The 13,024-nt window shown below is 53.5% G+C and carries 6 protein-coding genes and 1 tRNA gene; 4 read left to right on the forward strand and 3 right to left on the reverse strand.

Annotated features, from left to right (window positions below; genetic code table 11):
- The first annotated feature begins 40 nt into the window (after window positions 1-40).
- Both CA13_RS25590 and CA13_RS25595 read left to right on the forward strand, forming a co-directional pair.
- Entirely contained in the window at window positions 41-6,679 is a 6,639-nt protein-coding gene (locus CA13_RS25590; protein ID WP_146401529.1) for a type I polyketide synthase, read from the forward strand.
- A complete protein-coding gene (locus CA13_RS25595) occupies window positions 6,676-10,749 on the forward strand; it encodes a non-ribosomal peptide synthetase (RefSeq protein ID WP_146401531.1) in 4,074 nt (1,357 codons plus the stop codon). The genes CA13_RS25590 and CA13_RS25595 overlap by 4 nt, the downstream gene beginning before the upstream one ends.
- Here the strand turns inward: CA13_RS25595 and CA13_RS25600 are convergent.
- Both CA13_RS25600 and CA13_RS25605 read right to left on the reverse strand, forming a co-directional pair.
- Entirely contained in the window at window positions 10,739-11,413 is a 675-nt protein-coding gene (locus CA13_RS25600) for an ABC transporter ATP-binding protein (protein ID WP_146401532.1), read from the reverse strand. The two genes, CA13_RS25595 and CA13_RS25600, sit on opposite strands and share 11 nt — an antisense overlap.
- Before the next feature lie 56 nt (window positions 11,414-11,469).
- A complete protein-coding gene (locus CA13_RS25605; protein ID WP_419194814.1) occupies window positions 11,470-11,625 on the reverse strand; it encodes a hypothetical protein in 156 nt (51 codons plus the stop codon).
- A 456-nt stretch (window positions 11,626-12,081) separates the two neighbouring features.
- On the opposite strand from CA13_RS25605, the gene rpsU reads away from it, so the two are divergent.
- Window positions 12,082-12,276 carry a 30S ribosomal protein S21 gene (gene rpsU, locus CA13_RS25610; RefSeq protein ID WP_146401534.1) on the forward strand — a complete coding sequence of 65 codons (195 nt, stop codon included), beginning with the start codon at window positions 12,082-12,084 and terminating at the stop codon, window positions 12,274-12,276.
- A 104-nt stretch (window positions 12,277-12,380) separates the two neighbouring features.
- Window positions 12,381-12,454 (forward strand) — tRNA-Val (locus tag CA13_RS25615).
- Window positions 12,455-12,650: 196 nt separating this feature from the next.
- Here CA13_RS25615 and CA13_RS25620 read toward each other — a convergent pair.
- Window positions 12,651-13,022 carry a site-specific integrase gene (locus tag CA13_RS25620; RefSeq protein WP_146401536.1) on the reverse strand — a complete coding sequence of 124 codons (372 nt, stop codon included), beginning with the start codon at window positions 13,020-13,022 and terminating at the stop codon, window positions 12,651-12,653.
- Between the last annotated feature and the right edge of the window lie 2 nt (window positions 13,023-13,024).

Genomic DNA, 13,024 nt, shown 5'->3' on the forward strand with positions numbered 1-13,024 from the left:
GGATCGCATCACTATTAGTCTGAATATCTAGTCTTTTTTAGTGTCCACACCATCTTTTCCTGGTGATGCAGCCGTGATCCAACAACTTAATCGCCCCAACGCGGACCTAATTGCCATTGTCGGTCTCGGCTGCCGTTTCCCAGGTGGTGCGAATAATCCCGATCAATATTGGTCGCTGCTAAATGAAGGCCGCGATGCGATCTCCGAAACGCCAAAGGATCGTTGGGAACTCGACAAATTCTACTCAAGTGGTGGCGTTAAGCTTGGCAAAACCAACAGCCGTTGGGGTGGATACGTTGATGAAATCGATTGCTTTGATCCGCAACTTTTCGGCATCTCGCCTCGCGAAGCGGCTGCGATGGATCCTCAGCAGCGAATGTTACTTGAAGCTGTATGGCAGGCTTTAGAAGATTCTGGAACACCGGTTGAGAGCATTGCTGGGCAACCCGCATCGGTGTTTGTCGGCATCAGTAGCTTTGACTACTCCGTTGCATCTCTTAGCTTTGAAGATCGAACGGTGCTCGGGCCGTACAGTAACACCGGCGGATCGAGTAGCATCGCCGCGAACCGAATCAGCTATTGCTTCGACCTGCGTGGTCCGAGTGTCGCGGTCGATACCGCATGCTCATCGTCATTGGTTGCACTGCACATGGCATGCGAAAGCCTGCGATGTGGCAACGCACCAATCGCGATTGCTGGCGGTGTGAACGCGTTACTTTTGCCTGATTTTTACGTCGCGTTTAGCCAACTCGGGGTGTTGTCGCCTGACGGACGGTGCAAGACATTTGACTCGCGGGCCAACGGCTACGTCCGCAGCGAAGGGGCGGGAATCGTCGTCCTGAAACCGTACGATGCGGCCCTCCGGGATGGCGATGCGATCTATTGTGTCATTCGGGCTTCGGCACTAAACCAAGACGGTCACACGGATGGCATGACCGTTCCAAGCCAATCGGCCCAGCAAACGTTGATGACGCAAGCGTACCAATCCGCAAACATCGATCCGGCGTTGGTCAGCTATATCGAGGCCCACGGTACGGGGACTCCCGTTGGCGATCCCATCGAAGCTGCTGCAATTGGAAGTGTCGTCGGCACCGCTCGAACGGCCTCGCAACCATGTTACGTCGGCAGCGTCAAGACAAACATTGGCCACCTCGAAGCAGGTGCAGGAATTGCCAGCGTGATCAAAGTCGCCTTGGCGATGCGGCATCAGACAATCCCGAAACACTTGAATTTCGAATCGCTCAATCCAGCCATTCGTCTACAGGAAAACAATCTGCGGCTGCCACTGAAATCAACTCCATGGACTCCAATCGAAGGACGGCGAATCGCAGGGATTAACGGTTTTGGCTATGGAGGCGCTAATGCGCATGTGGTGGTCGAAGACGTTTCCACAATGCAGTCCGCTGAATCGAAACCTTCGTCGGCGGAGGGCGAATCATTAGGAGAAATTGGTTGGCCGCTGCCAGTGTCGGCGCAAACGAGTGAGACTTTGCCAGTCGTTGCACACCAGTGGGCTGAATGGTTAAGTGAATCGACCACCTCATTGAACATCCGTGACTTGGTTGGTTCGGCGACTCAGCAGCGAAGCCACTTGAGAACGCGAAAATTGGTTTTCGGAAAAACCATGGATGCGTTGGCGCATCGGCTGCTGGCCGCCGAGCTTGATAATTCTGGATCCAATCAAACGATCACCAAAACGCACCGAGAAAACGGCATCTTGTTCGTATGCTGTGGCCAAGGCCCCCAACACTGGAAAATGGGACGCAGCCTCTATCATGCGGGTGGTGCGTTTAGGAAGACCATTGATCGCTGCGATCGAGAGTTTTCGCGACACGCGACGTGGTCGTTGGTTGCTGAACTTCATCGTGACGAATCGGAATCGCGATTTCAAGAAACCGCGATTGCGCAACCCGCACTGTTTGCCATTCAAGTGGCTTTGGCAGCCCAGTGGGCTGAATATGGAGTTCGGCCAGCGGCGGTTGTTGGTCATAGTGTCGGTGAGATAGCAGCTGCCCATTTATCGGGAACGCTGTCGTTCCAAGATGCCTGTGCCGTTGCTGTGCATCGCGGGCGAACGATGGACTTGGCAACATCGCGTGGTGCCATGATCGCTGCGGGGATCACCGCCGACGAAGCGCGCCAATGGATCGAGGGACGGGAACAGCTGCTTTCACTTGCAGCCGTAAATGGTCCGCAAAGCGTTACCATTTCCGGCGATGCCGATGCGATTAGCGAACTCACCATACAATTGCAGCAGAAAGGGTTGTTTTGCCGGCCATTGGCGGTGGAGTATGCATTCCATAGCCCGCAAATGAATCCAGTAGAAAACGAGCTGAAGCGATCCTTGGCAAGCCTTTCGCCTCGGAACCCAACCACGCCAATGATCTCGACGGTAACCGGGCAACTCATTACCGGTAATGAAACCGATGCCGATTACTGGTGGCAAAATGTTCGCCACAGTGTCCTGTTTGCACCTGCGATGCAAACCGCAGCCGACTCGGGATTTGCTGTCTCCATCGAACTTGGCCCGCATCCTGTTTTGACCTATTCGATTAACGAATGCTTCGCCGAACAAGGCAAATCGATACATGTCGTTCCGTCGATGCACCGCGAAGTGGATGATGTCCAAGCTTTCCGAAATGCACTTGAACAGTTATACCAATTGGACGCTCCGATCGATTGGCAAACTGTCGCACCGAAACCGCATCGTCGGCTGCGATTGCCACGATATCCCATGCAACGGGAGCGGTTGTGGGCAGAGTCGGACGAATCGCGACGCACGCGACTCGAAGATGACTTTCATCCGCTGCTAGGGACGCGAATTGCGGCACCGGAACCTGCTTGGAAGAACCAATTGTCGGTGAAGACGCATCCGTATTTGTCAGACCACCAAGTCCGAAGCAGTTGCCTGTACCCCGCTGCTGCGATGATCGAAACGGTACTCGCAGCAGCGAGGATTGTCGCACGTCAGAGTCCGGAAACGCCAGCGGCGATTCGGCTTGAAAACATGCAACTTCACCAACCGCTCGTGCTTGACAACGACCGCATCGTCGATGTCTCAACATCGTACCGCAGCGATCGCCAACGGTTTGAAATGCGATTCAAAGAACAAGGTTCGAGTGATTGGCATCGATTGGCAACCGTAGCAACAAGTACGGACGATCGGCCTATCTTGGGCACTGTCGACGTCCGATCTATCCAAAGCCGATGTGACGAGCCGATCTCCGAAGAACGTTGTTACGATTATTGCCAGCTGCTTGGGCTGAACTACGGTGAGAAATTTCGTGGGGTTGCCGGTGGTTTTCGCAGGGAATCGGAAGCGCTCGTTGAAGTTCAATTGCCGGCTCATTTGTGTCACGAAGCAGAGAATCATACCCTTCATCCGGCGCTGCTCGATGCGTGTTTTCACGCGATGATCGTGGCCGATCGATCTTTTGATGTTGCTCTGGACGATCTCTATTTGCCGCATCGAATCGAACGCATCGTTTGCAAGGGCGATCTAAGCGGGATCACGGAACTACAAGTGCACGCTAAGATTCTTGAAAAGAACGCACATCGGATGATCGCAAACTTAGAACTTGCCGATTCGTCAGGAAGTGTGGTTGTGCAGATTCATGGCTTCGAAAGCCGCAATGCAGGCGGAGCCATTTCGTCCGCCGCTGCGACGGAGTTGATGTATCGTTATTGTTGGGAATTGGCCTCCGGAACCTCCAACGAGAACAAGATTGCCTCGCGGCGGAAATGGCTAATCTTCGCGGATCAGCAAGGCTTGTCCGAGCGGTTGATGAACCATCTCGGCGATGACGAAGTAATCGAAGTCTATCCTGGCGACCAGTTTGAACAACGAACCGATTCGATGTTTACGCTTCCGCCAAAGCCCGGCCCCCAGTGGGATAAGTTGCTCCAAACGATCGACGCCGAAACGATCAACGGTATCGTTTTCGCTTGGGGATTGGACCTTGACGAATCGTTTGTTTCGGCAGAGCAAGTCGAACATAGCACCGCCATTTCCTGTGAAGCACCGTTGGCGATTGCACAAGCGTGGCAGCGACGTTTCGTTGACGCACCAACAGGCAACGAAATGCCAACGCTTTCCATCGTCACTGCGGAAGCTCAATCGATCGACGAAACCCCAGAGAATTTGACGTATTGCCAAACGCCGCTCGTTGGATTGGGACGCGTTCTGATTAGCGAATGTTCCGTCTTGCGGACGCGCTTAATCGATCTTTCGACGTCATGTCCGAAACAACTTATGGCGGATCTCGTCAGCGAACTACTTATTGACGATGCCGAAGACGAAGTCATGTATCGCAGCGGTACCCGTTTTGTCCGTCGTTTTGTCCCTCATAGTTCCGTGCCGCTTCCGGCAATACCTGCTGCGACACAAACGCGAAGGTGTCGTTTGGCGACCGGTCGCACCAGCAGTATCGACGATTTGCACTACAAAACCAGTGTTGATCGACCGCTTGCAGATGACGAGGTCTTGATCGAAGTCGCTGCAACGGGATTGAATTTTAGTGACGTGATGAAGGCGTTGGATTTGTACCCTGGTCTACCCGATGGTCCCGTGATCCTCGGTGCCGAATGCTGCGGAATAGTCGTGAAGCGAGGGGGCACCGTAACCGATTGGCAAATCGGTGATGAGGTGATTGCGATCGCAAAAGGTAGTTTCGCGACGCATGCCATTGTTAACGAAGCCTTGGTTGCAAAGAAGCCTAGGACGTTGACCAGCGAGCAAGCGGCAACGATTCCGATCGCGTTTTTGACAGCCGATTATGCAATGAACCAGTGCGCACGATTGCGCGCAGGGGAATCGGTTTTGATTCACTCCGCGAGTGGTGGAGTCGGATTGGCATCCGTCCAATTGGCCAAACAAGCCGGCTTGGAAATTCACGCCACCGCAGGCAGTCCGCAAAAGCGTGATTTCGTTCGCGCGTTGGGAGTCGAATCGATTTGGGATTCTCGCAGTTTGGCCTTTGTTGAGGAAGTGCGAAGCCAAACCGATGGCGATGGTGTGGATGCGATTTTGAATTCACTCCCTGGCGAGGCGATCCCGAAAGGTCTGGGATTATTGAAGACGGGTGGTCGCTTTTTAGAAATCGGCAAGCGAGATATCTATGGCGATCGCCCGATCGATTTGTCACCATTCCGGAAAAATCTTGCGTTCTTTGCCATTGATTTGGATCAATTGTTTACCACGGATCCGGTTCGTATGGGGAACTCTTTACGCCGACTCGCAGCCCAATTCGACGACGGATCGCTCGAACCACTTCCTGTGAAGACGTTTGACGCGGACCAGACTTGCGAGGCGTTCCGCTACATGCAGCAGGCAAAGCATATCGGCAAAGTGGCTGTGCGATACGATCAATCACCGAGCGAAGTCTACCCGACCGCGATCCATGATCCAACGGCGACAGTGACCGATCTTTTCCTTAGCGACAAAACCTACTGGATTGCGGGTGGGTTAGGCGGATTCGGCTTACAGATCGCCCTGTGGATGGCCCGAAACGGTGCGGGCCATTTGGTCCTCAGTGGACGAAGTCATTCATTGAGCAATGAAGCCAACCGCGTGATTGCCGAAATCGAATCGCTCGGCGCAGCCGTGACGGTAATGCCAACGGATATAACCAAACCAGACGAAGTGGCGGCAACACTTGGTCGCATCCGAGACGAACTTCCACCGCTGCGCGGTATTTACCATACCGCAATGGTGCTAGAAGATCGTTTGCTTGGCGATTTAGACTTGGCAACGCTCCATCGTGTGCTTCGGCCCAAGGTCGTTGGCGGATGGAACCTTCATTCGGCGTCGCTTGATAAAACGTTGGTTGTCGAACCACTTGATCAATTCGTGTTGTTTTCGTCACTCTCAAGTGTTTTCGGACACGCTGGGCAAGCGAACTACGCGGCTGCCAACGCGGCTCTCGATGGGCTTGCGTATCAACGGCGTGCAAGCGGTTTGCCGGCTTTGGTGATCAATTGGGGGCACCTCGGTGAAGTCGGCTATTTAGCCAAGCGAGACGAACTTGGTGCCAGATTGGAACGCCAAGGAGTACTCCGTTTTTCAGTCGAAGAAGCAACCACTTGCCTCGGTGAACTCCTTCGCACGCAAGCGATCCAGGCAAGCGTCCTTAAAATGGATTGGTCACTTTGGCGAGGTTTGGGGCTGACCCAAAATGTCTCGCCGCGATTTGCTCATCTGATCCGAAACGATGCGGCCGAAATGAATCAATCGTTTGATCTTGGACAACTGCGTCGCGCCAACACGTCGGAACAACTCGATCAAATTCAACGAATGGTACAGACCAAATTGATGTCTCTGCTGGGACTTCGTTGCGACCAACTCGATCCTACGCGTTCACTGCTGGAATTGGGACTCGATTCGCTCATGGCGGTCGAACTAAGGAATTGGATCGAGAATCAATTTCAAATTTCGCTGCCGATCTCGGAATTGATGCGTGGAGCATCCATTGACGATATCTCGGAGAATACCGCTGATCGAATTAGTTCAAGTACAATGACGCCACATCCAAACGTTTCTTCGACCCCGCCGACGGATCTGCGGTTGACTCATGATACCGAGCAATTGCTTGGCTCGGTTGACCAAATGGACGATAGCCAAATCGATCGACTGTTGTCCGAATTGACCGGCACGCAATTTCCACCGGAACCCACGTCGTGACCGATTCGATTTCCGAGTTGACACCGGAACAGAAACGCGAACTCCTTAAGCGACTACTTCAGGAGAAAGCCAATTCGCAGCGGCAATTCCCGATGTCCTCTCAACAGCAGGGACTTTGGCATGCTTTTCGACGCGACCCCGAGTCAACTGCATACAATGTTTTTCTTGCCAGTCGCGTACGGTCGGAATTGGACTTGGATGCGTTGGCGGAAACAATGCGCGTCTTGTCAATGCGTCACCATGCCCTGCGGACGACATTCTCTGACTCCAACGGAACGCTTCAGCAGTCGGTTCACGAGTCGTTGAATCCGGAGATCGAAATTGAAACGGTCGAAGGTTTTAGTGATGCTGAACTGCGCTGCCGAGTTCTCGAGCATGTTGGACGACCGTTTGATCTTGAAGCGGGTCCGTTGCTGAGGTTGGTGGTACTTCGTGTCAGCGATGATGACATGGTGGTTGTGGCGACCACGCATCATATTGTGACCGATTTTTGGTCGCTGGTTCTAATCATGCGTGAGTTGCGAGAGATTTATCCATCGGTGCGAGCGGAGCGAACGCTAAACCTCAGCGAACCGGCCAACCACTTTGCCAACTATGTTCGCCAGCAAGCCGAATTTGTCACCAGTGACCAAAAGAACGCTTCCAAAGCCTATTGGCAACAACAAGTCACGGGTGTCGCCTCGACGCTTGAATTGCCGTTAGATTATCGCCGGCCTGCCCACTTCACGGGTCGCGCCCATTCGATCCCAATCTCTCTGAGTTTGCCTCTGTCGAATCGCATTCGTCAATTCGCACAACGCTCAAGTGTTACCACCAATGCCGTACTTTTGTCCGCCGTTGAGGTGCTTCTAAGCCGGTACAGTCGACAACCTCGCTTCCTTATCGGGATTCCCTCCTCGGGACGCAGCGGACAACAATTCGAAAACACCGTGGGCTATTTCTCTGGTGTATTGCCTATCCGTGTGGATGTATCGGGCGGAGTCTCTTTTGAAAGTCTTGTTCGTCAGACTTCCGCAACCATGTTGGCAGGACTCGATCACGAACGCTATCCGTTTGCCGAAATTGTCAAAGATGCGAATCCACTACGGGACGCGAGTCGTGCTCCATTGATTCAGTCTCTCTGTACCTTTGAAAATTCCCATTTGCAGTCCGAGACCGATCACGCTTCGTTTTTGATGCCGACGCGAACACGAAAGTCCGAAGTTGGTGGAATGATTCAAGAGTCATTCGCCATTCCTCATCCCACTTGTCATTACGACATCGAATTCGCTTTCGATTCGTCATCGACAGCAATCGGCGGTATCGTCTGTTTTTGTGCTGACCTGTTTCGAACCTCGTCGATGCAACAGTTTGTCGAAAATTTTCGCCGCTTGACAAATGCGTTGATCGATCAGAGTACTTGCTCGATTTCTTCCCTCAAATGGGGCGAAGCTCCGCCGGTCGCTTCAATGGATTGTCCTGCAACAGGCAATCTGAACGACTTACTCGCCGAAGGTGCTGATACCGCGACGCTTGCCGGCGGCCATGATGGATTGTCGTTTTCGCCGCAGCAAATCGAGCGATGCACTAGCCGTCTTGCCAAGAGGCTGGTTGATGTTGGTGTCAAGTCAAACGAACTCGTGGCGGTCATTCTTCCGAATCGTCCTGCGTGCGCCATCGCGGTGCAAGCTGTTTTGCGAAGTGGCGCGGCGCTGATTCCGATAGACGCCGATCAACCATCGCTGCCTTTGCAGCAATTGTTGGCCGAAGCCGAGCCGGTTGTTGTGATTACCGACCGAGAATTGGAACTCAGTGCCATCCCTTCCATCAATATCGATGATTTTTTAACCGGTTGCGATACCGATACGGCAACGCAATCGTCAATGGACAGTTTGGCAAGCGTTGGTCCGGACGAGCTTGCCTATGTCATCTTTACATCCGGTTCAACGGGACGCCCCAAGGGAGTAATGATCAATCAGGGGGCGATCGCAAACACCATCCAATGGCGGAAACAGGATGTAAAACTCACTGCCAAAGATCGCGTGATCGCACTTTTGTCTCACCAGTTTGACGCTGGCTTGGGAGTTATGCTTACGGCAATTTCGCAAGGCGCGACGTTGGTTTGGCCGAAGCAATCGTCACCTTTCCAACTCGACCTTGATGACATTATCGATACGTTGATCGGACAACGTATCACGGTTTTGGTGGCCAATCCAAGTTTGCTGCAAGTCATTCTTGCTCATCCTCGCTTTGATCAGTGTTGCTGGTTAGAACAAATTTGGACTGGCGGCGAAACAATGCCGACGGATCTACCAAACCAGGTTCGGGAACGCACAAATGCGCGACTGTGGAACTTTTACGGACCGACCGAAGCGTCGATTGAAGCGACGGCCTATGAAACACCACTTGACCACGATCCAAGTCGCCCCGTCCCAATTGGCCGAGCGATTGCGAACACACAAATCGCCATTCTGGATGACCACTTTCAACCGGTTGCGGATGGCGTGCCAGGGCAAATAGCTATTCTTGGAAACGGCCTTGCACGTGGCTACTTGAGCCAACCAACTGAAACCGCGAAATCATTTCGCCTGCTCGAATCGTTTGGCGGCAAACGTGCCTACCTGACTGGCGATCTTGGCCGAATCAATGCTGACGGGTTGGTTGAGTTTCTCGGACGCATCGACGGGCAAGTCAAACTGCGTGGTTACCGAATCGAACTCGAAGAGATTGAACAGCACTTGCGGAATCAGCCAAGCGTGCTCGATGCCGCAGTTTGTGTCTTAGGCGAAGGCACATCTGCATTGCTGGTTGGGTTGATGGTCACCCCGTCTGCAGTTTCCAACTTGGAGGATGGATTCAGCGGTCTCCCCCGGTACAAACGGCCCGCTCGTGTCCACCGTGTCGATGCGATTCCCAAGAACGCGAGTGGAAAGATCGATCGCAGTCAGCTAAAGGAGTTGGCGGCAACTTTTCGTGCCGTAACGCCAGCACCAACTGGAATCACCGTACCACAGAATGACTTCGAAGCGTTCTTGGCAACCACTTGGTGCGAAGTGCTACAGACGGATAGCGTGCAATTCGACGAAAGTTTTTTTGATGCTGGTGGTAGTTCCCTACAAGCGGCGATGTTGACCGCCAAGTTGACGGATTCGCTCGGTGTTCGTGTTCCTGTAGCGTTGCTGTTTGATTTGTCGGACATTCGCACGCTGGCCCGACGTTTGGCTGAGCTTTATCCAACTCAAATCGAGGCGAGCTTCGGCGTTGCATCGGTTCAAACCGGGACACGTTGCGTGTCGAAAAAAGGTAGCCATCCCTTGATCGCGGCGTGGCAACCGTCCGGCGACCGTCCACCGATATTTATGGTGCATCCGCCCGGTGGGATCGTCGTTTGCTACCGCGATCTTGCCCAGCAGCTTTCAACCAAGCAGCCTCTCTATGCGATTCGCTCTAAAGGTCTGCACGGCGACGAAGCTTTGCCGGAAACGATGCAAGCGATGGCAGCCGAGTATGTCGCAGCCATCGAGGCGACGTGTCCTGATGGTCCGATTGTCATTGGCGGTTGGTCGCTCGGTGGATTGGCGGCTGTCGAAGTTGCCAAACAACTTCTTGCGTCCCGGCGAGAAGTTCAGCATTTGATTCTACTGGATACCTCGATTCCCGCGGGTGCCAACGACCGGGTCGATGAAGAGGAGCATCAACAAGTCGGCCTCGAATACGGAATTGATTTGTCTCTTGAACAACTCGGGGAATTGGCACCCGAGGAGCAGTTGCCATTCCTCTGGGAACACGCCAAAAAACTTGGGGTACTCGACGACGATGTGCCTGCGGAGGTTGTGCGTCATACGCTATTGGATCTTCAGCGGTTGTTTCACCACCATGTCGAGCTTGCAAATCGCTACCAGCTTGATGAGGTTGCAATTCCAATCGTCTTGTTTCGACCTCTAGATGTGCCGGTGCAATCGTCTGGTTCGCATGACCGTGGATGGTCCAAGCTTGCAAAGAAGGTGACTGTAATCGATGTTCCCGGCCATCATCATAGCATGTTGTCCATGCCACACGTTGTTGAATTGGCCCGCTACTTCAATCGCTAACGATCTTGCCATCATGAAGCTGGACGATGCGATCGGCACGTTCCGCGATCGAGATGTCGTGAGTGACGACGACCAAAGTTCGATCACTGCCGCGACAAAATTGATCTAGCATCTGCATCACAGTGTCCCCACTTTCCGAATCGAGTGCGCCTGTGGGTTCGTCTGCCAGTACCAGTGACGGGCTGTTGGCCAAGGCTCGGGCGATCGCGACCCGTTGTCGTTGGCCGTTGGAAAGCTGCCACGAGAAGTGTTTTGTGCGGTCGGACAATCCCACTGAGTCCAGCAGTGTGTTGGCCGCTTGTCGGTGTTCGGATACGTGGCGGCCGTCTCCGAACATTGGCAATTGGACGTTTTCTTCGGCTGTCAGATTCGGCAACAAATAGAACGACTGGAAAACAAACCCGATCTGCTTGGAACGCAATGCGTCAAGATTCATTGCCGCATCGACAATTTGACCATCGAATCGCACCGTACCCGAAGTGGGCCGGTCAAGCGCACCGATCATGTTGAGAAGCGTCGACTTGCCGCAACCGCTCGGTCCAACAATGGCAATGAATTCACCTCGCCCAATCGACAAATCAACTTGATCCAGGGCAAGCACATCTCCATCCGCGTAATGCCGACTAACGCCGACCAATTCGACCAAGACAGATTGATTGTTCATGCCAACATTCTCTTGCCAAGGCAACAGTCACTCGTCCGGAGCCTAGCTGATCCGTGTCACACCAAATCCGGGTCGATTTCATCTTCGGGCGTCACGCCGAGCCCTTTCAGGACTTCGGTCAACTGGGCGTCGAGGGCATCGAGTTGTGCCAATACGTCATCTTGGCGTCGTTCCAAATCATTTAGCAGTTGACCTGGTTCGGAAGCGTCCACGGTGGAAGTCGGAGTTGGCGACATTTGCAGGAAAGCCAAGCAAGAGGGTCAATCGAGAAACGCCGGTTCGAATCCGCGGCTCCAAAACCACTTGCGGGAGTGGTTCTGGGCCTGCGATTCTTTGGCGACAGTTCTATGCATCGACGGCCCTCGAGGTCGCTCCCCACCGCAGGTCGGGTTAGTCTCATCGGCGAAACGAGGCAATTTTTTCGGGTTGTTCCGGTTCACAGGGTCAGACAAACTCGGAGGTCGGACGTCCGAGTTGGCGAGAAACTGAGAAAACCGCCGTTTTTGCTCGTTTAGGGAAGACTGGGCATTGCATGCGTGCCACCCGGACAGGTAAACTTCCGCTCTTTCGTCGACAGACGCGACGAAGAGTGTAGAAAACATGTATAAAAATACGATTTCCTTTCCTACAGGGGAGTTGAAAGAGACAAACATGAAACCGGAGACAAAATGGTTAAGTTAGTGGTTCGAGATCGCGAAACGATTCAGGAGGCAGTACGTCGGTTTAGAAAGTTGGTAGAACGAAGCGGCATCAAAAAAGAGATGCGTCGTCGCGAGTACTACGAAAAACCCAGCGAAACAAACCGTCGAAACCGTCTGCGAGCGGAACGCCGAGCACGCCGAACCCGATTGCTTAGTCGATAGTCTCTCCGATAGTGGCCTTTCCCGAAGGCCCCATTTTGTCTAAAAACCGCCGAAATTCAGATCGAGCGGGTGTCGCTGAAAGCCGAATAGGATAGTAGCGAATCGGGCGTTTGGCTCAGTTGGTTAGAGCACCTCGTTTACACCGAGGGGGTCGGGGGTTCGAGTCCCTCAACGCCCACTGATGGGTTTCCATCATTCTTTTCCCGTCACTCAGGCGGTTTGCGTGTGGTCCACAACATGGTTGATTCGCCGTGATGGACTCAGATTCACCCTGATTTGGTCCACAATGTGGTCCACAACTTTCGGTCGCCTCCGACGATTCGCCTTTCTCGGCATCGTCGCTACCAACAGCTGGGCAAGGCATCGAAGCAGCCTTACGACGGCTTTCCTCGGTTGCCATTGCGTAGTACTTCCCAAATCACCGCGGGCGAATTTCCCACCCAGGCGGCCACGTCCACAACATCGTGCTTGGCGGCAAGTAGATCCGTGATCGCTGATTTGCGTCCGTTGCTGAACAAGTTCGGCCATGGCTCGATTCCTGCTCGGCTCAAAATTTTGTCCACTGCGGACCGGATCGCCGAATCACTGGTATTCATGAATCGTGGAAACACGACAGCGGACAGTGGCGTTTCGATGCCAGGTTTGGCCGACGTCGCCAAGTCCTCCAAGTACGGACGTAGGCAGGCAGGATTTGGTGCTGAACACAGGCCCCGTTTGCGGAGTTGTTCAGGTGTAACCAACTTCACGT

The sequence above is a fragment of the Novipirellula herctigrandis genome, assembly GCA_007859835.1.
Classification (GTDB): Bacteria; Planctomycetota; Planctomycetia; order Pirellulales; family Pirellulaceae; genus Novipirellula_A; species Novipirellula_A herctigrandis.

Bases quoted from the DNA above. Each gene is read 5' to 3' on its own strand.
- CA13_RS25600 (WP_146401532.1), bottom strand. From the start codon at position 11,413: ATGAACAATCAATCTGTCTTGGTCGAATTGGTCGGCGTTAGTCGGCAT.
- rpsU (WP_146401534.1), top strand. From the start codon at position 12,082: ATGGTTAAGTTAGTGGTTCGAGATCGCGAAACGATTCAGGAGGCAGTA.